This is a genomic window from Kribbella lupini (assembly GCF_039529595.1).
GTDB classification, from domain to species: Bacteria; Actinomycetota; Actinomycetes; order Propionibacteriales; family Kribbellaceae; genus Kribbella; species Kribbella lupini.
The window spans coordinates 1529606-1553530 of record NZ_BAAANC010000002.1 but is presented as its reverse complement, the minus strand read 5'-3'; the positions used below and the strand labels follow the sequence as shown (position 1 = coordinate 1553530).

The 23925-nt window shown below is 69.7% G+C and carries 22 protein-coding genes and 1 riboswitch; of the genes, 9 read left to right on the top strand and 13 right to left on the bottom strand.

Going from position 1 to position 23925, the window contains the following annotated elements; genetic code table 11:
* Window positions 1-34 precede the first annotated feature (34 nt).
* Genes ABD235_RS20750 through ABD235_RS20740 form a run of 3 tightly spaced genes read left to right on the top strand, consistent with a single transcriptional unit; the run spans window position 35 to window position 2828 of the window.
* The gene (locus ABD235_RS20750; RefSeq protein ID WP_344176437.1) at window positions 35-1156 is read left to right on the top strand and encodes an NAD(P) transhydrogenase subunit alpha; all 1122 of its coding nucleotides are present in this window, start codon (window positions 35-37) and stop codon (window positions 1154-1156) included.
* A complete protein-coding gene (locus ABD235_RS20745) occupies window positions 1156-1461 on the top strand; it encodes an NAD(P) transhydrogenase subunit alpha part 2 (protein WP_344176435.1) in 306 nt (101 codons plus the stop codon). The genes ABD235_RS20750 and ABD235_RS20745 overlap by 1 nt, the downstream gene beginning before the upstream one ends.
* The gene (locus ABD235_RS20740) at window positions 1458-2828 is read left to right on the top strand and encodes an NAD(P)(+) transhydrogenase (Re/Si-specific) subunit beta (RefSeq protein WP_344176433.1); all 1371 of its coding nucleotides are present in this window, start codon (window positions 1458-1460) and stop codon (window positions 2826-2828) included. Before ABD235_RS20745 ends, ABD235_RS20740 begins: the two co-directional genes overlap by 4 nt.
* Here the strand turns inward: ABD235_RS20740 and ABD235_RS20735 are convergent.
* Genes ABD235_RS20735 through ABD235_RS20710 form a run of 6 tightly spaced genes read right to left on the bottom strand, consistent with a single transcriptional unit; the run spans window position 2825 to window position 9632 of the window.
* Window positions 2825-3265, bottom strand: a complete 441-nt coding sequence (locus ABD235_RS20735) for an SRPBCC family protein (protein WP_344176431.1) — start codon at window positions 3263-3265, stop codon at window positions 2825-2827. The two genes, ABD235_RS20740 and ABD235_RS20735, sit on opposite strands and share 4 nt — an antisense overlap.
* Complete coding sequence (locus ABD235_RS20730) at window positions 3247-5037, bottom strand: ABC transporter ATP-binding protein (RefSeq protein WP_344176428.1); 1791 nt, start codon at window positions 5035-5037, stop codon at window positions 3247-3249. Before ABD235_RS20730 ends, ABD235_RS20735 begins: the two co-directional genes overlap by 19 nt.
* Before the next feature lies 1 nt (window position 5038).
* On the bottom strand, window positions 5039-5923 hold the full coding sequence (locus ABD235_RS20725; RefSeq protein ID WP_344176426.1) for an ABC transporter permease: 885 nt from the start codon (window positions 5921-5923) through the stop codon (window positions 5039-5041).
* The gene (locus tag ABD235_RS20720; RefSeq protein WP_344176424.1) at window positions 5920-6915 is read right to left on the bottom strand and encodes an ABC transporter permease; all 996 of its coding nucleotides are present in this window, start codon (window positions 6913-6915) and stop codon (window positions 5920-5922) included. The genes ABD235_RS20725 and ABD235_RS20720 overlap by 4 nt, the downstream gene beginning before the upstream one ends.
* Window position 6916: 1 nt before the next feature.
* A complete protein-coding gene (locus ABD235_RS20715; RefSeq protein WP_344176423.1) occupies window positions 6917-8596 on the bottom strand; it encodes an ABC transporter substrate-binding protein in 1680 nt (559 codons plus the stop codon).
* 43 nt (window positions 8597-8639) lie between these two features.
* The gene (locus ABD235_RS20710) at window positions 8640-9632 is read right to left on the bottom strand and encodes a LacI family DNA-binding transcriptional regulator (protein WP_344176421.1); all 993 of its coding nucleotides are present in this window, start codon (window positions 9630-9632) and stop codon (window positions 8640-8642) included.
* Window positions 9633-9756: 124 nt separating this feature from the next.
* On the opposite strand from ABD235_RS20710, the gene ABD235_RS20705 reads away from it, so the two are divergent.
* The gene (locus tag ABD235_RS20705) at window positions 9757-11874 is read left to right on the top strand and encodes a beta-galactosidase (RefSeq protein ID WP_344176418.1); all 2118 of its coding nucleotides are present in this window, start codon (window positions 9757-9759) and stop codon (window positions 11872-11874) included.
* 430 nt (window positions 11875-12304) lie between these two features.
* On the opposite strand, the gene ABD235_RS20700 is transcribed toward ABD235_RS20705, so the two are convergent.
* Window positions 12305-13288, bottom strand: a complete 984-nt coding sequence (locus tag ABD235_RS20700) for a helix-turn-helix transcriptional regulator (protein WP_344176415.1) — start codon at window positions 13286-13288, stop codon at window positions 12305-12307.
* A 291-nt stretch (window positions 13289-13579) separates the two neighbouring features.
* On the opposite strand from ABD235_RS20700, the gene purF reads away from it, so the two are divergent.
* Window positions 13580-15139: an amidophosphoribosyltransferase gene (purF, locus tag ABD235_RS20695; RefSeq protein ID WP_344176413.1), complete on the top strand. Its 1560-nt coding sequence runs from the start codon at window positions 13580-13582 to the stop codon at window positions 15137-15139.
* 114 nt (window positions 15140-15253) lie between these two features.
* Window positions 15254-16324: a phosphoribosylformylglycinamidine cyclo-ligase gene (gene purM / locus ABD235_RS20690; RefSeq protein ID WP_344176411.1), complete on the top strand. Its 1071-nt coding sequence runs from the start codon at window positions 15254-15256 to the stop codon at window positions 16322-16324.
* A gap of 243 nt (window positions 16325-16567) precedes the next feature.
* Here purM and ABD235_RS20685 read toward each other — a convergent pair whose 3' ends face one another.
* The 3 genes from ABD235_RS20685 to ABD235_RS20675 all read right to left on the bottom strand — a co-directional run bounded on the left by ABD235_RS20685 (window position 16568) and on the right by ABD235_RS20675 (window position 18710).
* Window positions 16568-16762 carry a DUF3073 domain-containing protein gene (locus ABD235_RS20685; protein ID WP_344176409.1) on the bottom strand — a complete coding sequence of 65 codons (195 nt, stop codon included), beginning with the start codon at window positions 16760-16762 and terminating at the stop codon, window positions 16568-16570.
* A gap of 217 nt (window positions 16763-16979) precedes the next feature.
* A complete protein-coding gene (locus ABD235_RS20680; protein WP_344176407.1) occupies window positions 16980-17795 on the bottom strand; it encodes an ABC transporter permease in 816 nt (271 codons plus the stop codon).
* 27 nt (window positions 17796-17822) lie between these two features.
* Window positions 17823-18710 carry an ABC transporter ATP-binding protein gene (locus tag ABD235_RS20675; protein ID WP_344176405.1) on the bottom strand — a complete coding sequence of 296 codons (888 nt, stop codon included), beginning with the start codon at window positions 18708-18710 and terminating at the stop codon, window positions 17823-17825.
* A gap of 143 nt (window positions 18711-18853) precedes the next feature.
* On the opposite strand from ABD235_RS20675, the gene ABD235_RS20670 reads away from it, so the two are divergent.
* Window positions 18854-20044 carry a sensor histidine kinase gene (locus tag ABD235_RS20670; protein ID WP_344176403.1) on the top strand — a complete coding sequence of 397 codons (1191 nt, stop codon included), beginning with the start codon at window positions 18854-18856 and terminating at the stop codon, window positions 20042-20044.
* Window positions 20041-20697: a response regulator gene (locus ABD235_RS20665; RefSeq protein ID WP_344176402.1), complete on the top strand. Its 657-nt coding sequence runs from the start codon at window positions 20041-20043 to the stop codon at window positions 20695-20697. Before ABD235_RS20670 ends, ABD235_RS20665 begins: the two co-directional genes overlap by 4 nt.
* A 141-nt stretch (window positions 20698-20838) precedes the next feature.
* Here ABD235_RS20665 and ABD235_RS20660 read toward each other — a convergent pair whose 3' ends face one another.
* A complete protein-coding gene (locus tag ABD235_RS20660; protein WP_344176399.1) occupies window positions 20839-21684 on the bottom strand; it encodes a C40 family peptidase in 846 nt (281 codons plus the stop codon).
* Window positions 21684-21872: riboswitch (cyclic di-AMP (ydaO/yuaA leader) on the bottom strand. Its footprint overlaps the gene before it by 1 nt.
* A 241-nt stretch (window positions 21873-22113) precedes the next feature.
* Window positions 22114-23082, bottom strand: a complete 969-nt coding sequence (locus ABD235_RS20655) for a pyridoxal-phosphate dependent enzyme (RefSeq protein WP_344176397.1) — start codon at window positions 23080-23082, stop codon at window positions 22114-22116.
* 200 nt (window positions 23083-23282) lie between these two features.
* On the opposite strand from ABD235_RS20655, the gene ABD235_RS20650 reads away from it, so the two are divergent.
* Window positions 23283-23645, top strand: coding sequence for a YciI family protein (locus ABD235_RS20650; protein ID WP_344176395.1), 363 nt, complete (start codon window positions 23283-23285; stop codon window positions 23643-23645).
* Between the two features lie 69 nt (window positions 23646-23714).
* Here ABD235_RS20650 and ABD235_RS20645 read toward each other — a convergent pair whose 3' ends face one another.
* Window positions 23715-23897, bottom strand: coding sequence for a YegP family protein (locus tag ABD235_RS20645; RefSeq protein WP_344176393.1), 183 nt, complete (start codon window positions 23895-23897; stop codon window positions 23715-23717).
* Window positions 23898-23925: the final 28 nt, after the last annotated feature.

Genomic DNA, 23925 nt, shown 5'->3' with positions numbered 1-23925 from the left:
CCGGCGACCCAGAGTTTGGCATAGGTTTCGGCGAGTGAAGATCGCAGTCGTGCGAGAGACCCGTCCGGCCGAGCGCCGGGTGGCTTTGGTGCCGGAACACGTCGTCAAGCTGGTGCAGCTCGGGTACGAGGTCGCGGTCGAACCCGCGGCCGGTGAGCGGGCGCTGTTCTCCGACGACGCCTACCGGGAGGCCGGCGCGGAAGTCGCCTGGGGAGCGGATCACGCCGCGACCGTGGTGGCCTCGGTCCAGCCGCTGGAGCGCGAACGCCTGCAGCGGCTGCACGCCGGAACCGCGCTGATGTCGTTCCTGCCGACCAACCCGCCGGACGTGGTCCGGGCCGCGACCCGGGCCAAGCTGACGGCGTTCGCGATGGAGCTGATCCCGCGGATCTCCCGGGCGCAGGCGATGGACGCGTTGTCCTCGCAGGCGCTGGTCGCCGGGTACCGGGCCGCGATCGTCGCGGCCGAACGGTTGCCCCGGTTCTTCCCGCTGAACATGACCGCCGCCGGCACGGTGCCGCCGGCCCAGGTGCTCGTCCTGGGCGCCGGCGTCGCCGGCCTGCAGGCGATCGCCACCGCGAAGCGCCTCGGTGCGGTCGTGAAGGCGTACGACGTACGGACGGCCGCGGCCGAGGAGATCGCGTCGATGGGCGCGCAGCCGATCGAGCTCGAGCTCGGCACGCTGGACGGCCCGGGCGGCTACGCCCGCGAGATGACGCCCGAACGCGCCCAGCTGCAGCGCGAGCTGCTCGCGCCGTACGTCGCGGGCGCGGACGCGCTGATCACGACCGCCGCCGTACCGGGCCGGACCGCGCCGATGCTGGTCACCCGGGAGATGGTCGAGCAGATGAAGCCTGGGTCGGTCGTCGTCGACCTGGCCTCCGAGCAGGGCGGCAACGTCGAGGGCTCGGTCGCCGGGACCGAGCTGACGATCGGCAACGCGCTGGTCTGGGGCGGATCGAACGTGCCCAGCCAGATGGCCGGACCGGCCAGCCGCCTGTACGGGCAGAACGTGGCCAACCTGATCACGCTGATGACCCGCAACGCCTCCTTCGACCCGGACTTCAGCGACGAGATCGTCGCCGGGTGCTGCGTCACCCACGACGGCACGGTGCTGCACGAGCCGACCCGCGAGCTGCTGGAAGGACAGGTCTGATGACCGAATCCATTGCGCTTCTGACGATTTTCGTGCTCGCGGCGTTCGTCGGGGTCGAGGTGATCAGCAAGGTGTCGGCGACCCTGCACACCCCGCTGATGTCCGGCGCCAACGCGATCCACGGCGTCATCCTGGTCGGGGCGATCATCGTCACCGGGCAGGCCGACTCGGTGCCGGTGGTGATCGTCGGGCTGCTGGCGGTCGTCCTGGCGACGGTGAACATGGTCGGCGGGTTCGTGGTCACCGACCGGATGCTGGAGATGTTCCGCGGTCCGGGCGGTCGCAAGAAGGAGCTGCACAAGTGATCGGCACCTGGGCCCAGATCGGTTACCTGATCGCCGCGGTCTGCTTCATCGTCGCGCTCAAGGCGCTGTCGTCGCCGAAGACCGCGCGGACCGGCAACGCGCTCGGCGCGGCCGGCGCCGTCCTGGCCGTGATCATCACGTTCGCGGCGTACAAGCCGGACCACCTGGTCCCGATCCTGATCGCGCTGGCGATCGGCACCGTCGGCGGGGTGATCGGGTCGCGGCGGGTGCAGATGACGCACATGCCGCAGCTGGTCGCGCTGTTCAACGGCGTCGGCGGTGGTGCGGCGTCGCTGGTCGCGCTGATGGAGCTCGGCGAGGTGCACGACGGCGAGACCGTCGCCGCGATCGCCACGGCGTTCACGATCCTGGTCGGCGCGATCTCGTTCTCCGGCTCGATCGTCACGTTCGCCAAGCTGCAGGAACTGATGACCACGCGCCCGGTCACCTTCCCGGGGCTGCCGGTGCTGTTCATCGCCGGGCTGCTCGGAGGGGTCGCGGTGTCGGCGTGGCTGGTGTCCGAGCCGCGCGTGCTGGTCGGCGTACTGCTGTGCCTGCTGGGTTTGGCCGTCGGCGTGATGCTGGTGCTGCCGGTCGGCGGCGCCGACGTACCGATCGTCATCTCGCTGCTGAACGCGTTCACCGGCCTGACGGTCGCGGCCGGTGGGTACGTGCTCGGCAACACGCTGCTGCTCGTCGCCGGAACGCTGGTCGGTGCCGCCGGTACGTTGCTGACCAAGCTGATGGCCGACGCGATGGGCCGGTCGGTCTTCAACATCCTCTTCGGCGCCGTCCGCGGCGGATCCACGCTCGGCGCCGGCACGGTGTCCGAACGCCCGGTGATCTCCGGCAGCGCCGAGGACGTCGCGATCCTGCTCGGCTACGCCCAGCGCGTCATCATCGTCCCCGGCTACGGCCTGGCCGTCGCGCAGGCCCAGCACACCCTGCGCGACCTGGTCGAGGAACTGCAGGGCCGGGGCGTGAAGGTCGACTACGCGATCCACCCGGTCGCGGGCCGCATGCCCGGCCACATGAACGTACTGCTCGCCGAGGCCCAGGTCCCGTACGAGCAGCTCCGCGAGATGGACGACATCAACGGCGACTTCAAGCAGGCCGACGTGGTCCTGGTCGTCGGCGCCAACGACGTCGTCAACCCGGCCGCCCGGACGACGCCCAGCGCGCCGATCTACGGCATGCCGATCCTCAACGCCGACGAGGCCCAGCGCGTCATCTTCCTGAAGCGCTCCATGCGCCCCGGCTTCGCCGGCATCGAGAACGAGCTCCTCTACGACCCCCGCACGACGCTGCTCTTCGGCGACGCCAGGGAATCCCTCGGCAAGCTGCTCGCGTCGGTCAAGACGGTCTAGCGACTCTCCAGCAGGGCTTTGAGCCGGGCCAGGTCCTTCTGGTTGGCCCGGCGCATCGCCCCCGCCATCATCGGCGCCGCGACCGCGGCGAACCCCGACGGTTCACCACGGTTCCGCAGCGTCATCCGCGTACGGCCCGCGGACTCCGCCGACCACCGGTAACTGGTCTCCATCGGAAACGGCCCCTGCGCCGTACGCATCACCAGCCGCTCGTCCGGCACCAGCTCAACCACCTCGTACGTGTAGGCCAGCCGCCGCCCGAGAAACCGCGCGACGAAGTCCAGCCGCGACCCGACCGCAACCGGCGGGTCGGTCCGCCATTCCACCGAGTCGATGTTCACGTACCACTCGGGCGCGTTAGTCGGGTCCGCCACGTAGCCGGCCACCACCGGCAGCGGCCGGTCGATCACCACCTCGGTCAGGACGTCGACACCCACGGTTCAGTGTCCACCGGGTTCGGGATCGAGTCGAGGAGGAGTTGGGTGTAGGGGTCCTGGGCGTGCTGGATGACGTTGAGGGTCGGGCCTGACTCGACGACCTTGCCCTGGTTGAGGACGAGGACGTTGTCGGCGAGCAGGCGGGCGCTGAGCAGGTCGTGGGTGATGTAGAGCATGGCGATGCCGCGGTCCTTCACGAGCTGGTCGAGCAGGGCCAGGATCTCGGCGCGGATGGAGACGTCGAGCATGGAGATCGGCTCGTCGGCGACCAGGATCTTCGGCTCGGGGGCCAGGGCGCGGGCGATGACGACGCGTTGGCGTTGGCCGCCGGAGAGTTGGTGGGGGAGCTTGTCGAGGAACTGGGCGGCTGGGGAGAGGCCGACGGTTTCGAGGAGCTCGGCGGCTCTCTCGCGGGCGTCTGCGGCGGAGAGCTTGAGGTGGTTGCGGAGGGGGCGGGAGAGGGCGTAGGCGACCGTGCGGGTGGGGTTGAGGGCGGCGAAGGGGTCCTGGAAGACGAGTTGGGTGTGCCGTCGGTACGAACGTAGCTTGCGGCCGCGCAGCTTGCCGACATCCACTGAGTTCTCGAAGGTGATGGTTCCGTCGGTCGGGCGCTCTACGCCGGTGACCAGGCGGGCGATGGTGGTCTTGCCGGAGCCGCTCTGGCCGACCAACGCGGTGACTCGGCCGGGCTTCAGGTCGAAGGAGACGTCGTCGACCGCTCGGTTCGTCTTGTAGGTCTTCACCGCGTTCCGGACCGTGAGGACCGGCTCGATCTCCGTGTCGTTGGTGCGGTCGGCGACGAACGTGCGGGCTCGCCGGGCGTCGACCGGTTGGCCTTCTTCGACCAGGAGGCAGCGGGCGGTGCCCGCGCCGGCCGGGAGCAGGTCCGGATGCGTGGTCGAGCAGGCGTCGACGGCGACCGGGCAGCGTGGGGTGAAGCGGCAGCCTTCCTGGCGCAGCGCGAGGTTCGGCGGGCGGCCGGGGATGAAGTCGACGGAGATCTGCGAGGCCCGCGGATCGGCGTACGAGCCGAGCAGGCCTTGCGTGTACGGGTGGAGCTGGTGCCGCATCATCGCCGCGGCCGGCTGGTCCTCGACCAGCTCCCCGGCGTACATGACCATCACGCGGTCGGCCATCTCCATCACCGTGCCGAGGTCGTGGCTGATGAACAGTACGGCGAAGCCCAGCTCGGTCTGCAGCTGGCGAAGCCGGTCGAGGATGTTGCGCTGGACAACGACATCGAGGCCGGTGGTCGGCTCGTCGAGCAGGACGAAGCGCGGCTCCAGCGCCAAAGCCAACGCCAGGGCGACGCGCTGCTTCATGCCGCCGGACAGCTCGTGCGGGTAGCGCTGGAGCACAGATGCATCCAGCGACACCAGCTCCAGCAGGTGCTTCGCATCACCTTCCCGCCCGTGCGCCGCGAACGTGTCCGCGAACTGCGCGCCGACCGTGATCACCGGGTTCAGCGAGTTCATGCTGCTCTGGAAGACCGTCGATATCTTGGCCCAGCGCAACGGCCTCAGCTCGTCCTCCGACGCCGACGTCACCGTCGTACCGTCGAAGACGACCGACCCGCCGCTGACCGCGGCGGGTCGGTCGAGCAGCGCCAGGATCGCGTTGCCGAGTGTCGACTTGCCGCTGCCGGACTCGCCGAGCAACCCGACGAACTCGCCGTCGGCGACGTCGAACGAGACGCCGTCGACGGCACGGACCGGCGCGCTGTCGCGCGGGCTGTAGGTGACCGACAGGTCGCGGACCTCGAGCAGGGCCATCTCAGTCCTCCCTCAGATGCGGGTTGCTCAGGGCATCGACCCCGAAGTTGATCAGCGTCAGCGCGGTCATCAGCCCGGCGAACGCCAGGCCGGGCGCGATCAGCCACGCCCACTGCCCGGTCAGCATCGCGCCGCCGGTGTTGGCCTGGTTGAGCATCGTGCCCCAGCTGGTGGTGGTCGGGTCGCCGAGCCCGAGGAACGCCAGGCCGGCCTCGCCACCGATCGCACCGAGACAGGCGCCCATGAAGCCGACGACGACCAGCGAGGTCATGTTCGGCAGGATCTCCCGGACGATGATCCGCGCGGTCGAGTCGCCGGCGAACTTGGCCGCGGTGATGTAGTCGCGGGTCCGCAGCGTGATGATCTGCGACCGCTTCAGCCGCGCGCCGTACGCCCAGCCGGTGATGCTGATGACGAAGATGATCAGCCACAACCCCTTGACGGGTGCGTAGGCGGCCAGCGTGATCATCAGCGGCAGCACCGGTACGACGAGCGCCAGGTTGATGAAGAACGACAGCACCTCGTCGACCGTCCCCCGCAGGTAGCCGGCGGTGAGGCCGACGGCCAGACCGATTGCCGTCGACAACGTTCCGGCCGCCAGCCCGACGACGAGCGACGTGCGCGCGCCGTACACGAGCTGGCTGAACACGTCCTCGCCCTGCGCCGTCGTGCCGAGCCAGTTGCTGCCCGAGGGCCCGATCGACGGGGTGAACGTGTTCGCCCGCGGTCCGTACGGCGCGATCAGGGGTGCGAAGACCGCGATCAGGACGAAGGCGGCGAGCATCAGCAACCCGATCCGGCACTTGCGGTTGCGCCACAGGATGACGAACCAGCCGGGCAGGCGCGATCCGCGCGAGACCTCGACCGCTTGGGCTTCCAGCGTCATACCGCCTCCTCCCGTCGTACCCGCGGATCCAGTACGCCGTACAGCAGGTCGGCCAGGAAGTTCGCGATCAGCACCCCGACGGTGATGAACAGGAACAGCGCCTGCATCAGCGGGTAGTCGCGGTTGGAGACGGCCTCCAGCATCATCCGGCCGAGGCCGGGATAGTTGAAGATCGACTCGACCAGCACGGTCCCGCCGAGAATGCCGCCGAGCGCGATCGCGAAGCCGGTCACGTTCGGCAGCACCGCGATCCGGGCGCCGTACGTGAGCGCGATCCGTCGCCGCGGCAGGCCTTTGGCGCGGGCCAGCCGGGCGTAGTCCTCGCCGAGGGTCTGGACCATGTTGTTGCGCATGCCGATGATCCAGCCGATCGGGCCGACGATCAGCAGCGACACGGCCGGCAGCACACTGTGCTGGAAGGCGTCGGAGAAGAACAGCCAGGTCCAGCCCGGGTTGCTGCCCCCGCCGTACCCGCCGCCGCTGGGGAACCAGTTGAGCGTGATCGCGAAGACGTAGATCAGCACCAGCGCGAGCCAGAAGAACGGCAGCGTGCCGACGAACGTCGAGCCGAGCGTGATGACGGAGTCGACCCGGCTGTTGCGCCGGTACGCCGCCCACGCGCCGAGCAGCGTGCCGACGACGAACGACACCACCTGGGTGACGCCGACCAGGATCAGCGTCCACGGCAGGCCCTGGCCGATCATGTGCGTCACCGTGTAGGGGAAGTACGTGTACGAGATGCCGAAATCGCCGCGCAGGACGGCGGACAGGTAGTCGCCGTACTGCGTGAGCAGGTTGCCGCCGGGCGTGCCCAGCATCTTGCGGACGGCCTCCACCTGGGCCGGATCGATCGCCTGGCTCTGCCCGCCCAGCCGGGACACGATCGCCTCGGCGGGGTCACCAGGTTGCAGCCGGGGGATCAGGAAGTTGAGCGTGATCGCGGCCCAGAGGGTAGCCAGGAAGAAGCCGGCCCTGCGCAGGAAGTAGCGCATGTCAGCTTCCGGCGGGCTTGAGATTGGTCAGCACCAGGACGTTGTCACCCGGTGCGGCGTACGGGTTCTTCTCGTCCGGCCAGCCGACGGCCTTGTCGGTCTGGTACTGGAACCACTTGGCGCCGTACCAGAGCGGGATCATCGGGACCTGATCGGTCATCACCTTCGCGAGTCCGGCGACGGCCTCCTTCTGCTTGGCCTCGTCCGTGGCCAGCCGGAGCTCTTCGAGCAGCTTGTCGGTCGCCGGGTCGTTCCAGCGGACGAAGTTGCTCGCGGCCTTCTGCCCGATCGGCGCGGACTGGTCGCTGCCCAGCGGCTCGGAGAAGTTGCGGAACATGTTGCAGGACCCGCCGTGGACGCCGAACAGCATGTCGTACCGGCCGACCGCGCGGTCGCTCTCGTACGTCGGCGGGTTGGGCGTCTCCAGCGCGACGTCGAAGCCGAGCGCCTTCAGGTTCTGCACGATGATCTGCGCGGCCGAGACCCAGTCGGTGTAGCTGCCGGGCACCTTGAAGGTGAACTTGACCGGCTTGCCGTCCTTGCCCAGACGCTTGCCCTGGGCATCCTTCGGGTAGCCGGCCGCGGTCAGCGCGCTGTCGGTCTTGGCGGGATCGAAGGCGATCCGGCCTTCATCGGCGAGACCCTGTGGCAGCCACTTCTCCTGCCCGGGCACGACCAGCCCGGTCTGGCTGGCCGCCTTCACGTAGCCCAGCTGGGCCTTGGTGATGATCTGGTCCCGGTCGAACGCCGTCGTCAGCGCCTTGCGGAACGCCAGGTCGTTGAACGGAGCCTCGGTCAGATTCATGTACGCCGAGATCGAGCCGCCCGGCGGGTACCAGTAGTGGTTGGTGTCCGGGTCACGGTCGACGAACGCCTTCTTGATGTCCGGTACGAACATCGCGTTGGTGTCGTACTCGCCGCGGCTCAGCTTCAGCTGCTCGACCGCGCCGCCGGCGTCGGCCTTGTGGAAGCGGATCTCCTGCACCTTGACCTTGTCGGCCTGCCAGTAGTCGGGGTTCCGCTCGATCGTGAGCTGCTGGGGGTTGAACGACTTGACCTTCATCGGTCCGGTGCCGACCGGGTTCTGCGCGTTGACGAACTTCACCGGGTCGGACTGCTGCGACCAGACGTGCTCGGGCACGATGTAGATCTCGGTCAGCAGCGTGAAGGTGGACGCGCCGGGGTCCTTGAACTTGATCGTCACGGTCTTGGCGTCGGGCGTCTCGACCGCGGCCAGGTAGCGCCAGATGCCCTTGACGTCGAGCGCCTGGTGCTTCTTCAGCAGGTCGAAGGTGAACGCCACATCCTTGCTGCTGAAGGGCTTTCCGTCGTTCCACTTCACGCCGTCGCGCAGCGTGAAGGTCAGCGTCTTCGGATCGTTCCACTGGAAACCTGTGGCCAGCCAGGGCTTCGGCGTGCAGGAGAAGCTGTCGTAGACCATCAGCTTCTCGAAGACGTAGTCGACCGCACCGAGTCTGGTCGCCTCGAGGTACGGGTTGTAGTTGGCCTGCGGGGCGGTGCCGCCGCCGAAGTCGCCGTAGTCGAGGAAGTCGACCAGGCCGTTCGCGGCCGTTCCACCTCCTCCGCTGCCGTTGGTGCCACTGGTTCCGGTGCAGCCGACCAGTGCGAGCGTGGTCGCGACGGCGACTGCCGCCGTACGGAGGAATGTCGGGCGGTTCATCTGCCTGCTCCTGTCGATCGGGGCGGCCTCTTGGGCGGAGGGGTTACGGGCAGCCGCAGCTGCCGCGCAGGACGAGTTCGGTGGTGAGGACGGTGTCCATCACCGCGCCCGGACCGCCGACGCCGGCGATCAGCAGGCGTGCGGTGACGGCGCCGAGCTCACGGACGGGCTGCCGGATGGTGGTCAGCCCGGGCCGGACCAGCGAGGACATCGCGACGTCGTCGAACCCGGTGATGGCGACGTCCTCCGGGACCTTGAGGCCACGGCCGAGGGCGCCGATCAGGACGCCGAGCGCGGTCTCGTCGTTGGCGCAGACGATCGCGCCGGGGTGGCGACGGCCGGACAGCAGCTCCCCGGCCGCGATCACGCCGTCGGACTGCTGCATCCCGACCTTGAGGGGGCCTTTCGGGGCCGGGACGCGGGCCTCACGATGCCCTAGCTTGAAGGCTTCCCAGCGTTCGGTGACGTCGGGGGAGCCGTCGGGAGTACCGACGAACGCGAGCCGCCGGTACCCGTGGTCGAGCAGCAGATGCCTGGTCAGCTCCGCCACCCTGCTGTTGTCGGCCCGTACGGCGGGGATGCCGTCGAGCGGTCGCCCGGCCAGGACGACGACCGGTACTTCGGCGGCGAGCCGGCGGAGGGTCTGCTCCTGGATCGTGCCGCCGTGCACGGCGATGCCGTCGACCCGGCCGGAGATCGCGAGCACGTCGTCGTCGGCGGCCGCACGGTGATGCGTACCGACGATGTGGACGCTCGCGCCGGCCTCCATCGCCTCGTACTCGAAGCCCTGGATCAGCTCCGAGAAGTACGGTCCGGACAGGCCGGGAAAGACCATCGCGACCGCACCGTGCTTGCGCTCGGCAAGGGCTTTGCCGAGCTGGCTCGGTCGGTAGCCGTGCTCCTCGATCACCTGCAGGACACGCTCGCGGGTCTCCGGGCTGACCTGGCCGATTCCGCGCGAGACGCGGGACACGGTGGCGATCGAGACGCCGGCGATCTCGGCGATCTCGCGCACCGTCAGCCGCTGGTTGCCCATCCGCGACCTCCCGCCGTAACGTTGCAGTAACCGGTTTCAGCGACCATAGGTGAGGAATCGGACCGGCGGCAAGAGGTGGCGCGTCGCGCAGTTTCCTTCGCCGCGGTCCGGTGGAGAGGTCACGATGAGGACTGTCCAGCTGAGCAGGCGTCGGTTGGTGATCGACGGGAAGCCGTCCCTGATGCTGTCCGGGGAGGTGCACTACTTCCGGCTCTCTCGTGCCGATTGGGCGTCGCGACTGGATGCTCTGGTGGCCGCCGGTTGTGACGCCGTGGCGACGTACATCCCTTGGCTGGTGCACGAACTGCCGGACGGGTCCATCGACCTGGAGGGGCGGACTTCGCCGTACCGGGATCTGGTCGGGTTCCTGGAGGTGGCTGCATCGCGAGGGTTGTCGGTGATCGCCCGGCCGGGGCCCTTCGTGATGGCGGAGTTGAAGAACGAGGGGCTGCCGTTCAGCGTCTACACGCCTGGGGTCGCTTCGGTGGGGTGGGACGGCGTGCCGGCGCCGACTCGGGACGTGGACTACTTGTCGGCTGACTACCTGGAGTCGGTGAAGCGGTGGTACGGCGCGGTGATGCCCTTGCTGGCTTCACGATTGGCGCCTGCCGGTGGTCCGGTGGTTGCCGTGCAGCTCGACAACGAGGTGGGGATGTTGTCGTGGGTGACCAACACGCCGGACCTGAGCGACGCCGCGGTCGAGGATTTCGCTGCGTGGTCCGGGCGTCGATGGTCAGTGGACGCCGTACGGTCTCCCTCGCCGGGGGCCTTGGAACTGCACCACGAACTGTCGGTGTTCCAGCGGGAGCGGTACGCGCGGTACTTCGCGTTCCTGCGGGCCGAGGCCGAGTCGCACGGGGTGACCGGGGTGCCGTTCCTGATCAACCTGCACGGGACGGGGGAGGGCCGGGGCCGGACGTACCCGATCGGAATCAGCCAGCTCTTCCAGAGCTACTCCGGTCAGCCGGGAATGACCTCCGGATCCGATCACTACCTCGGCGACCTCACCGTCGAGAACGTCGCGGATCTCTACGTGATGAACGCGTTCATGGCCGCGGTCCACTCCGACGACCAGCCGCTGACCTCGCTGGAGTTCGAGGCCGGGCTCGGTGACTACGGCGAGGACCTGAGTCGTCAGGTGCCGCCGTCGGCCCTCGAGCTGAAGACCCGCCTGTGTGTTGCCCAGGGCAACCGTCTGCTGAACTACTACCTGTTCGCCGGCGGCCACAATCCTCCGCTCGACGTTCCGGTCGGTGACGGCAACGACCGGATCGCCTTCACCGGCGAGCGCCACGGCTTCACCGCGCCCGTCGGTCCCGAGGGGCAGCTCAACCCGTCGTACCCGGTCCTGGCCTCGACCCTCGCGGAGCTGCGCTCCTTCGGCGACGTGCTGGCCGACAGCGACGAGGAGTACGACGACGTCGTGCTCGGCTTCGTGCCCGACCACTACCTCACGGAGTACTGCCATCCCGGCGACGACGTACGCCGTGAGCAGGTTGCAGACCTGGAACGCTTCCGCGGGATGGGCCTGCGAGACGTCCTCGCCCGGTCGCTCCTGCTGGCCGGCTTCTCCTTCCCCGCGATGAACCTCCAGTCGGACTTCTCCACCTCGCGAGTCCTCTGCCTGGCCTCCGCCCCCACGCTTGCCGCCGACGTCCAGCGCCGCCTGGCCGACTTCGTGCATGACGGCGGCCGCCTGCTCCTGACCGGCGCCCTCCCGACCCAAGCCCCCGACGGCACGCCCTGCACTGTGCTCGCCGACGCCTTGTCGCTCTCACCGGGTGCCTTGGCCAACGGCAGTCCCCACTACTTCCCCTCGGTCCGGGCCGAGCCGTGGACCACCGCGACCGCCGAGGTCCGCGTAGGCGTCCTCCAACCGCTGAACCCCAGGGGAGCGGTGGAGGTTTTCGCCAGTGACGTCTCCACCAAGTCCCCGGTGGGTGTCGAAGTTCACGCCGGCGACGGCCGCGCTCTGGTCCTCACCTGCGACTATCCCGCCCACCTGCCGTTCTGGACCACCCTCCTCGCCCGCCTGGGCGCCGCTCCTCGCCACACCCACACCGCGACCAGTCCCGGCATCGTCCTCACTTCGACCACGACTCCGGCCGGCACCCGACTGCTCCACGCCCTCAACGTCAGCCCGATCGACCAGTCGGTGGTCATCTCCCAGCACGGCACGCCGCTCTTCGAGGGCGCCGCGGTGGACCTCCCGGCACGCTCGGGTCGCATCCTGCCGCTGTAGCCGTCGAGCGCTGGTAATTCGCTCTGGGGAGGCACCCGGAGCGCCCACTCCGCCGCCTCGATTTGCCGCGCAAAACGAGCGTTGAGCCTATTGCCGCTTAGTCATGGCCAAAAGCAGCCATCGACCATGACTCTCCGGTTCGATTGGCGACTTCTCGCCACCAGTGCTATATCCGAACCGGTCCAGTCCACAAATACCTACCGGCCCAATTCTTATCACGCCTGCCGGACCGCCGACCTCCGCCCTGACCTGCATCCACGGGCACGGCTGCCTCTGTCATCCGCAGGGTCCTCGGCGAAACCCACCGCGGCTCGGAAAATCCCCTGAATTGCCAAGCCGCTGTTTTCGTGACGGGGTGAATTTTCGCCGGTGAATCCTCCGCCGCCGGGCCGGGCGATTTCCTGCAGGCGCTTCTGCGGAATTCCTCCGGCTAAACCCAGCCGCGCTTCGCGGCGGCCACTCCCAGCTCGAAGCGAGAAGTGGCATCCAAACGATCCGAAAGGTTTGCGGTGATGCGTCGCGCCGTACGCAGTGAAATGCCCAGAAGGCGCGCGACCTGCTCGTCCTTGGCGCCGCCCGCGAGCAGGCGGAGGACCTCGGCCTCGTGCGGGGTGAGCGGGGACTCGTTGTCGCGGTCCTCGGGAGCGAAGAGGTCGGTGGCCCGGGACCAGTACGCGTCGAACAGCGCCAGCGCGACCGCCAGTACGGCGGGGCTGCGGTGGATGACCGCGCCGGCGCTCTCCGTGGCGGGGTCCAGCGGCATGATCGCGATCTCCTGGTCGATGATCAGCAGCCGCAGCGGCAGCGTGGGCGTCGCGCGGACCTCGTTCCCGCGCTTGTGCATGTACGCGGCGTACTCGAGACCGGGCTTGGACACCGTCATGCTCTGCAGGTAGACGCTGCGCATCCTGATCCCGCGCTCGAGCAGCGGCAGGTCCGGCGACTCCTCCGGCGGGGCGACGATGTCGTCGACGTGCGCGGGGATCAGGCCCCAGAAGGACTCCCGAGCTTTCGCGCCCAGCTCCTCGATCCGGCGGGAGGCGTTGGCGCGGCCCTTCAAGACCTCGACGTCGCCGCTGGTCCGGGAGGTGAGCAGCTCGTTGTACTGCTCGGCCATCACCTCGGCGGCCGCCGACGCCTCGGCCAGGTCGCCGAGCATCCGGTTCAGCTCGCTGCGGCGGCGCTCGACCAGGCCGGCCAGGCCGACCCGGGGGTGCACGGCGTGCTCGACGTCGGGGTTGGTCCAGGTCGGGACCAGGAGGTCGAGTTTGCGCAGCTCGTCCATTAGCTGGTGAACCTCGGTCAATGACCTATTCACTAGCGCGGCAATCTGCTCCGGCGTACTCTCTGGGGCGCGGAGGAGGGCGTGGTAGACCGCGGAGGTCGCCTCGTCCAGACCCAGCGGTTCCAGCACTTTCCACACCCTTCCAACGCTCGTTTGGAACCGACCATATACAGGGTGCGTCGATTAAGCGCGTTCAGTAGATGGTTTCGGATTATTTCGGAGGGGACTGGCAGTGATCAAGAGGTTTCTTGCCGTGCTCGCGGCGAGCATGCTGGTGGTCGTTCTGGGGGCAGGCGGCGCGACGGTGACAGCGGGTGAGGATCCGGGCGTATCGGACGACCCGACGAGCAGTTGTGCGGCCGGCAACTGCTGGTAGAGCACCTGATCGGGTCATCCCCGGCCGTCCCGTAGACTGCTGCCGTGGCTCGTGGCGATGGTCGGCTCACTCATGATCTCGACCCGCAGGATCTGGGTCCGCAGGACGCCTGTGGCGTCTTCGGAGTCTGGGCTCCTGGGGAAGAGGTCGCCAAACTCACCTATTTCGGGCTCTACGCCCTGCAGCACCGAGGGCAGGAGTCGGCCGGGATCGCGGTCGGCAACGGGAGCCAGATCCTGGTCTACAAGGACATGGGCCTGGTCAGCCAGGTCTTCGACGAAGCGACCCTGGCGTCCCTGCGGGGGCACATCGCCGTCGGGCACTGCCGGTACTCGACGACCGGTTCCAGCGTCTGGGCGAACGCGCAGCCGACCTTCCGGTCCACCGCGACTGGGTCGGTGGCGCTCGCGCACAACGGCAACCTGACCAACACCGGTGACCTCGCGGCCACCCTGGACGGCAGCGACGACCTGGATCTCGGGCTGGACCTGGAGGTCGAGCACGCGAAGGCGAACGCCAAGCACGGCGCGTCCTCCGACACCGACATCCTGACGTCGATGCTCGCGGCGTACCCGGACCTGACCATCGAGCAGGCCGCCGCGCGTGTCCTGCCGAAGGTCAAGGGCGCGTTCAGCCTGGTCTTCATGGACGAGTCCACCCTGTACGCCGCCCGCGACCCGCAGGGCATCCGCCCGCTGGTCCTCGGCCGGCTCGAGCGGGGCTGGGTCGTCGCGAGCGAGACCGCCGCCCTGGACATCGTCGGCGCCAGCTTCGTCCGCGAGATCGAGCCGGGCGAGATCGTCGCGATCGACGAGAACGGCCTACGCACCACGACGTTCGCCGAGCAGGACCCCAAGGGCTGCCTGTTCGAGTTCGTCTACCTGGCCCGCCCGGACACCCAGATCTCCGGCCAGCGGATCCACTCGACCCGCGTCGAGATCGGCCGCCGGCTGGCCCGCGAGCACCCGGCCGACGCCGACCTGGTGATCGCCACGCCGGAGTCCGGCGTACCGGGCGCGATCGGGTACGCCGAGGAGTCCGGCATCCCGTACGGCGCCGGCCTGGTCAAGAACGCCTACGTCGGCCGGACCTTCATCCAGCCCAGCCAGACCATCCGCCAGCTCGGCATCCGGCTCAAGCTGAACCCGCTGCGCGAGGTGATCGAGGGCAAGCGGCTGGTCGTCGTCGACGACACCATCGTCCGCGGCAACACCCAGCGCGCGGTGATCAAGATGCTGCGCGAGGCCGGCGCGAAGGAGATCCACGTCCGGATCACCGCGCCGCCGGTGAAGTGGCCGTGCTTCTACGGCATCGACTTCGCCAGCCGGGCCGAGCTGATCGCCAACGGCCTGAACACCGAGGAGATCTGCCGCTCGCTCGGTGCCGACTCGCTCGGGTACATCGACCTGGACACGCTGGTCGAGGCGACCACGCTGCCGAAGGACAAGCTCTGCCGGGCCTGCTTCGACGGGGTCTACCCGGTCGAGCTGCCGGACCCGGAGCGGATCGGCAAGCACCTGCTCGAGCTTCCGGTCACCGACGTGGACGGCCTGGCCTCGGTCGCCGGTGGCGCCGGCGCCGCGGACGCCCTGTCCCGCCCGTAACGGCAGCCCGATGACCCAGCCCCCGACCGACGCTCCCCACGGGACCGGCCGGGCGCTGGGCGTTGCCGTACGACGTACTTCCGGGACGCCGTCCCGCCGACGAAGGAGAACACCGTGAGCCAGGGCGCGAGCTACGCCGCCGCCGGAGTCGACATCGAGGCCGGGGACCGGGCCGTCGAGCTGATGAAGGAGTGGGTGTCCAAGGCGACCCGTCCCGAGGTGGTCGGAGGGCTCGGCGGGTTCGCCGGGCTGTTCGACGCGTCCGCGCTGACGGCGTACCGGCGGCCGCTGCTGGCGACGTCGACCGACGGCGTCGGGACCAAGGTCGCGATCGCGCAGAAGCTGGACCGGCACGACACGATCGGGTTCGACCTGGTCGGCATGGTCGTCGACGACCTGGTGGTCTGCGGCGCCGAGCCGCTGTTCATGACCGACTACATCTGCACCGGCAAGGTGGTCCCGGAGACGATCGCGCAGATCGTCAAGGGCATCGCCGAGGCGTGCGTCGAGGCCGGTACGGCGCTGGTCGGCGGCGAGACCGCCGAGCACCCGGGCCTGCTCGAGGCCGACGAGTACGACGTCGCGGGCGCGTCCACCGGGGTGGTCGAGGCCGACGAGCTGCTCGGCGCGGAGCGGGTCAAGGCCGGCGACGTGATCGTCGCGATGGCCTCGTCCGGCCTGCACTCGAACGGGTACTCCCTGGTCCGGCACGTCTTCTTCGACCGGGCCGGCTGGCAGCTCGACCGCGAGGTCCCGGAGCTCGGCGGCACCCTCGGCGAGACGCTGATCACCCCGACCCGGGTCTACGCCAAGCACTGCCTGGAGCTGATCCGGGCGCTGAACACCGACGGCGACCGCCCGCTGCACGCGATGTCGCACATCACCGGCGGCGGTTTCGCGGCGAACCTGGCCCGGGTGATCCCGGACGAGCTGGCGGTCCGGATCGACCGGTCGACCTGGACGCCGGCGCCGGTCTTCGGCCTGGTGGGTCAGCTCGGCGGCGTACCGCAGCTGGAGCTGGAGAAGACGCTGAACATGGGCGTCGGCATGGTCGCTGTCCTGGACCCGAGGGCCGCGGACCGCGCGATCGCCGTCCTGGCCGAGCGGGACATCCCCGCGTGGGTCTGCGGTGAGGTCAGCACCGGCACCACCGGCGTCGAGCTGCAGGGCGACTACGCGAGCTGACGCCGGAAGGCGGCGAGGACGACAGCGCCTGGGGACGACGAAGTGCCTCGTGGTCCAGGCGTGTGACTGCTCAGGTGGCGTTCACCGCGGGTGAGCGCCACCGTCGCAACGGCCGCACCGGGGAACCGAAAAACGGCAGGCTGACATGACCTGCGGTACCGGTGTGGCGAAATCCGTCGTCGAGCACAGCCGACTGGCCCAGGCGCCTAGGCGCTTGGACCAGTCACTGAAGCTGCTGTTGCTTTACCGACGGGGGTGGTAGTCGTCGGCGTCATCGCCGGCGTCTGTGTCGGCGTCACCGTTTGCAGAACGGGTACCGCCACCGTCGTCCCCGCCGGCCAGCTCTCGTTTGAGCTGGTCCAGATCGGTGTCCCAGGTGCGGTACTTCAGGTCGCGAGCGACCTTCGTCTGCTTGGCCTTTGCACGGCCGCGCCCCATAGCGTCGACCCCCTCGCACAAGTCAACCGGGTACGCAGCGTGGCGCCCACGGATCAGTCGTCAGTAATCGTGGTTCTAGGTTACCCGGAGCCGGGGATCGACACACGCACCGCCCCCTGGTCGGACGCCCCCGGACCTCCGATGACAGTCCGGTGGGCCTGCCCGGTCCCCTCAAACCGGTCAGGCCCACCGCGTCTTTTGCGCTCGGGAGCGCTGTCTACTTCACCTCACGACGTGAGCTTGACCACAGTCCGACCACGGTCGGCAGGACGACCCAGACCGCGACCGCGGTGAGCGTCTCGGGCAGCATCCCGTGCAGGTCACGCTCCGCGATCCGGCCGAAGGCGCCGAACACGTCCAGCCAGTTCGCGTTGTCCTTGAACAGTGCCGGGCCGGCCAGCGCCCAGGCGGTCGGGGCGACGAAGAAGACCAGCACGGCGGCCGCGGTCTGGGCGATGACGGCACCGAAGGCGGCGCCCATCACGACGTTCAGCGCGGTGCTCAGGTAGGCCCCGGCCAGCGCTCCGCCGATCCCGGCGTACGTCGTACCGTCGCCGCCGACGGCGCCACCGATCGCGGTAGCGGCCAGGGCCATCAGCGCCGTGACAGTCAGTACGACGACGCTCAGCAGCACCGCCGAGACGAACTTGGCCAGCTGCACCCGGACCCGCCGCGGCGACAGCGTGAACGTGGTCAGCGCGGTCCGCTGGGTCCACTCACTCGTCATCGCCATCACGCCGATGACCGGCAGGATCAGCAGCACCCCGGTCGACGCGGCCCCGAGGAACCCGTCGAAGCGGGCCGGCCCGTCGCCCAGGTGGGTGAGCTCCCAGACCAGCGCCGCGACGGCGAGGGCCAGGATGGCCAGGATCAGGACCCGGCCGCTGCGGGTGTTCACGGACTTGCGCAGCTCGATGCCGACGAGCTTGGCGAAGGACTGGCCGCGCGCGGGCGGCAGGCTGGTGGAGACCGCGGCGGCCCGGTGCTTGCCGGCCGCGGCCGGTGCCGGGGTGGTCATTTCGGTGACAGTCATGTCAGAAGCTCCTGGTGGAAGAAGTGGTCAGGCCGCGACGGCGGTCGGGGTGGTCAGCTGGAAGAACAGCTCCTCCAGGCCGGCGCTGTCGCTCTCGCGCAGCTCGAGCAGGATCTGGCCCGCCGCGGCGGCCGCCCGGCCGACCTGCTCGGCGGTGGCGTCGACGCGCAGGGCGCCGTCCTGCAGCGGCTCCAGGCTCAGCCCGGCCGCGGTCAGCGCCTGGTTCAGCGCGATCGGGTCCAGGCCGCGGACCAGCGTGCCGCTGCCGGCCAGGAGCTCGTCCAGCGAGCCGTTGGCGACGATCCGGCCGCCTCCGATCACGACCAGCCGGTCGACGGTCGCCTGCACCTCGCCCAGCAGGTGGCTGGACAGGATCACGGTGCCGCCGCGGGCGGCGAAGTCCTGCAGCAGGCCGCGCATCCAGCGGATGCCTTCGGGGTCCATGCCGTTGGCCGGCTCGTCCAGGATCAGCGCGGCCGGGTCACCGAGCAGCGCGCTGGCGATGCCGAGCCGCTGCCGCATGCCGAGCGAGTACTGCCCGACCCGGCGCTTCGCGGCGCCGGAGAGACCGACGGCCTCGAGCATCTCGTCCGCGCGGGACTTCGGTACGCCGAGCACGCTCGCGTTCAGCGCCAGCGTCTCCCGGCCGGTGCGGCCCGGGTGCTGCGCCGCGGCGTCGAGCATGACGCCCACGACCCGCCCCGGGTTCGGCAGGTCGGCGTACCGCTTGCCGCTGATGGTGGCGGTGCCGGAGGTGGGCGGGGTCAGCCCGGTCAGCATCCGCAGCGTGGTCGACTTGCCCGCACCGTTGGGCCCGAGGAAGCCGGTGATGCTGCCGGGCTGGACGGTGAAGGAGACATCGCTGACAGCCGTGGTGCTGCCGTACCGCTTGCTCAGGTTCTCGACGGTGATCATGTCCACCACTCTGGCCCGCCGGACCCCCTCGCCACATCGACCGACCGTCTCGACCGGCCCCCTACGAAAGTCGCCCGCGGCGCGACTCCAGGACCCCCGTGAGGGGGACGAAAGGTATGACGCAGCGCGACTACGCTGACCGAATGCGATGGTTGCGCCGGTGGTTCACCAGGTTCGGCCGGTGGTACGCCTGGTTCCTCCGGCACGCGCCGCGTTTCCGCGACCTGATCTACATCGGCTTCAGCCTGCTCACGATCGTCGCCCAGGCCGCCGGCGCCGGCGGCCGGGAAGGCTGGATCACCAAGAGCTGGATCGTGCTCGGCATCGGGGTGCTGGCCTCGCTGGTGCTGTGGTGGCGCCGGCGGTACCCGATCGCCGTGACCGTGATCGGCATCCTGGCGATGGCGTCGGCGCAGATCTTCGTCCCGATGGGCCTGGCCCTGCTGACGCTGTCGATCCGTCGCCGGGACGTCTGGCTCGCCGTCCTCAGCCTGGCCGGCTACGCGGCGTACGTCGGGTCCTCCTGGCAGCAGAACACCGATCCGTACGTGCTCCTGTTCACCGGCCCGTTCCTGGTCGGCAGCTGGGTCGCGGTCGGCGCGTACGTCGGTGCGCGGCGCGACCTGATGGTGTCGCTGCGGGACCGGGCCGAGCGGGCCGAGGCGGAGCGCGAGCTGCGGGCCGAGCAGGCCAAGCTGGGCGAGCGGGCCCGAATCGCCCAGGAGATGCACGACGTACTCGCCCACAAGGTGTCGCTGATCGCGCTGCACGCCGGTGGCCTGGAGGTGAACCCCGCGGTCGGCCCGGAGAAGGTGGAGAGCTCCGCCGGGCTGATCCGGCAGACCGCCCGCCAGGCGATGGAGGACCTGCGGGAGGTCCTCGGAGTGCTCCGGGCCGACGTGAGCGAGGACGGCGCCGACCTGGCGCCGGTCCCGAAGGCGTCCGACCTCGCCCGCCTGGTCGACGACTCGCGGGCGGCCGGTGTGAACGTCCGGAGCGAGCTGGACCTGCCGGACGGCGTACCGGCGCTGGTCGGCAGGACCGTCTACCGGCTCGTCCAGGAGTCGCTGACCAACGTCCACAAGCACGCGCGCGGCGCGACCACCGAGGTCGTCGTACGGGGTGCGGAGGGGGACGGCGTCACCGTGCGGGTGACGAACGTGCGGCCGGTCGCTGCCGGGTCACTACTTCCGGGCTCGGGCGCCGGACTGGTCGGGCTGCGCGAACGAGTCACCCTGTCCGGTGGTCAGCTGACCACCGGACCCACGCCCGACGGCGGCTGGCAGGTCGAGGCCTGGCTGCCCTGGTCGGACGGCCGAGAAGGAGAAGCATGACAAGGCTGCTGATCGTCGACGACGAGGCGCTGGTCCGGGCCGGGCTGAAGATGATCCTGGAGTCCGACGAGGACCTCGAGGTGGTCGCCGAGGCCGAGGACGGCGCCGACGCGGCCGCGATGGTCCGCGAGCACCGGCCGGACGTCGTCCTGATGGACATCCGGATGCCCCGGCTGGACGGGCTGGCCGCGACGCGGGAGATCCAGGCGCTGCCGGACCCGCCGAAGGTCGTCGTGCTGACGACGTTCGACCTGGACGACTACGTGTTTCGCGCGCTGCAGGCCGGGGCGAGCGGGTTCCTGCTGAAGGACACTCCGCCGCGCGAGCTGGTGCAGGCGGTCCGGGTGGTCGCGGCCGGCGAGGCGATGCTGTCGCCGGCGGTGACCCGGCGACTGATCGGGCACTTCGCGGCGGATCCGCGGACGGACCGGCAGCGGGACGCGCGGGCGCGGCTGACCGCGCTCACCGACCGGGAGCGTGAGGTGCTCGCGGCGGTCGCGAAGGGGCTGTCGAACGCCGACATCGGCAGGACGCTGTTCATGAGCGAGGCGACGGTGAAGGCGCACGTCTCCCGGGTGCTGGTGAAGCTGAACGCCACCAACCGGGTGCAGGTCGCGATCCTGGCCCACGACGCGGGGCTCCTGGACGAGTAAAGAGGCGGTGTCGGACAAAGGAAACCGACCGTGCGCCGCCGGAGGGGTGGGGCGGCGACGCACGGCCGGTTTCAGGTCAGCGACCGGAGGGGGGATCCGGTCTCGCTGACGGCATGGACCGGGTCACCCCGGCCCGGAGCCTCACTTGCGGCCGAAGGCCACGTTCGAGCTCCAGATCTTCGCCTTCGCGACCGGCTTGCCCGGCTTCGAGGCGTGCCACAACGTGTTGCCACCGGCGTAGATGCCGACGTGGTACACGCTGCCACCGCCGCTCTTGAAGAACACCAGGTCGCCCGGCTTGGCCGCCTTGCGGCTGATGTGCTTGGTCGCGCTGTACTGCTGACGCGAGGTGCGGGGCAGCTTCTTGCCGGCCTTCTTGTAGACGTAGCCGGTGTAGCCCGAGCAGTCGAAGCCCTTGGTCGTCGTGCCGCCGTAGCGGTACGGCGTGCCCTTGAGCTTCGCGGCTTCCTTCAGCACCTTGGCCTGGAAGGTCGTCGCCTTGCCGGAGCCGCCGTGCAGCAGACCGTGGCTGGCCGCGTAGAACAGCGAGCGCCAGGTGTTCACGGTCATCGAGCCGCTGCGGGGCAGGCCCACGCGACGCTGGAAGTTCGCCACCGCGGTGCGGGTGGCCGAGCCGTACCAGCCGCCGGCCGGGACGTCGAGGGAGCGCTGGACGTAGCGAACGGCCGAACCGGCGTCGCCGTAGCGCAGCAGCGGCTTGGTGCTGATCGCCTTGTTGCCCCGGGCCCAGGCGGCCGAGGAGGTCTTCGAGGTTCCCGCGTGGGCGGTGTCGGCCGGGGCGACGACGCTGAGCGCCGCTCCACCGGAGACGGCCAGGCCGACCGAGAGGACGGCGGCCGCGGCCCGGGGAGCCGAGGACTTGCTGGTCTTGCGGTGCTTGGCCAGCGTCCGTCCGGTCGGCCGGGTACTGGATTCGCTCGTGGTGACGGCGCGCAGAAGCGCTGTCCGTCGGGCAGTGACGGGCATGGTTGTCTCCCGACGCCTGCGGAGTTAGCTGTCGGGTTCGGGCTGGAAGTCGATCGCCCGGTCCGCTCCCGCGGACTTCACCCCAGGGACCCGGCCACTCACGGCCGGGACCCAACATCCTGGGTCCCCCACCTCTGCCATGGTTGTTCGAGGGGAACATGTGTGCCTGGCAGAGCTCGGCGTTGACACACATGCAGTTCGTCTAATTTGTCGAACCGCCGACGACTGTATAACAGAACGGTCACGACGCAAACCCTCAGATCCACAGGGACCCTCCCAAAAGGCCCTGAGCGCCTCTCTGACGGGTCAACGACTGTGGCTGAACATCTGGTGTCCTGAGCGTGTCTGAGCGGCGTTCAGGCGGCCGCACAGCCAGTTTTCGTGACCTGGGTCACAGTCGAAAGTCGCGCTGTGTGACAACGGGCACAGTCAGTGCTCAGGCTGCCCTTCGCCGAGCAGCTCGCGGAACCTCTCCAGGCCCACGTTCCCGCCTGAAAGCACCACTCCGACCCGCTCCGGGAGGTCCTGCACCCGGCCCGCCAGCAGCGCGGCCAACGCACTCGCGCCGCTCGGCTCGAGGACGACCTTCAGCCGCTCGAACGCGAACGCCATCGCGGCCCGGATCTCGTCGTCGGTGACCAGCGCGAACGCCTCGACCAGCCGCTGGTTCACCACGAAGGTCAGCTCGCCCGGCATCGAGACCGCCTGGCCGTCGGCGATCGTCCGCGGCACCTCGATTTCGATCCGGTGCCCGGCCGCCAGCGACCGGGCGTGGTCGTCGCCGGCGGCCGGCTCGACACCGATCACCCGGATTCCGGGGGACATGACCGTCGCCGCGGTCGCGCAGCCGGCGATCAGCCCGCCGCCTCCGACCGGGACGAGCAGGGCGCCGAGCGGCCCGGTCTCCTCGATCAGCTCGAGCGCGACCGTGCCCTGCCCGGCCATCACGTCGTAGTGGTCGTACGGCGGAATCAGCGTCAGCCCGCGATCCTCCGACAGCTTCGTCGCCAGGGCCGCCCGGTCCTCGGTGTAGCGGTCGTAGGTGACGACCTCCGCGCCGTACCCGCGAGTGGCCGCGACCTTCGTCGGCGGCGCGTCGGCCGGCATCAGGATCACCGCGCGGGTCCCGGCCAGCCGCGCCGCCAGCGCGACCGCCTGGGCGTGGTTGCCCGACGAGTACGCCGCGACGCCGCGGGCGCGTTCCTCCGCGGTCAGCCGGCTGACCGCGTTGAAGGCGCCCCGGAACTTGAACGCCCCGATCCGCTGGAAGTTCTCGGCCTTGAGGAACACCTCCGCACCGACCCGCTCGTTCAGCGTGCGCGACGTCAGGACCGGCGTACGGTGTGCCGCTCCCGCGATCCGATCGGCGGCGGCCTGGACGTCCTCGAAGGTCAGCATGAGGCTGAAACTACCTTGTTCAGCAGGGAAATCAGCGTGTCCTCGATGGCCGGAGAGAAGTCCTTGCCCGGCCCGCCGTCCGGCAAGCTCACCGGGTGGCCGCCGGAGTTCGTAGCATCGCGATGTCAAGACGGGCAGGACGGCTCCGTACTGATGTCGAGCGGTTCCCACTCCGGGAGCCGGAACCGGAGGAGACACTCGTGAAGTACCTGGTAGTCCTGAACATCAACCCCGACGTCCTGAGCGCGCTGACCGAGGCCGAGCAGCAGGCGGTCTTCAGTGGGCACGAGAAGTTCCTGACCACGGTGCAGGAGTCGGGGGAGTTCCACAGCACGGTCGCGCTGGCCGAGCCGGCCAAGTCGTCGGTGGTCAAGGTGCGCGACGGCGTCCCGGCGGTGACGGACGGGCCGTTCGTGGAGGCGAAGGAGTTCCTGGCCGGCTACTACCTGCTGGACTGCGCGTCGCGCGAGCGGGCCGAGGAGCTGGCCGCGATGATCCCGGACGCCGGGATCGAAGGCCTGGGGGTCGAGGTCCGCGAGGTCGTCCACGAGGTTGGTCTCTGACCCGGGGCAGAACGCGCCGACGGCAGGGCCCCTCGCGGGTGCCCTGCCGTCGGCTGCGACCGGCTGCGGTCAGGACGTCTGGTCGTCGACGTCCGCGCCCGGGGCGTTGCTCTTGATCGACTCGATCCCGTTCAGGGCGCCGGCCTTGGTCTTGTAGCTCTCGCTGCTGGCGATCACCTCGCCGTTGCCGGCCTTCAGCCGGAACCGGAAGCCACCCGACTTGTCCTCGTACAGCTCGAACTTGCCCGCCATAAGGAACCTCCGTGTAGTGGTCTGACGA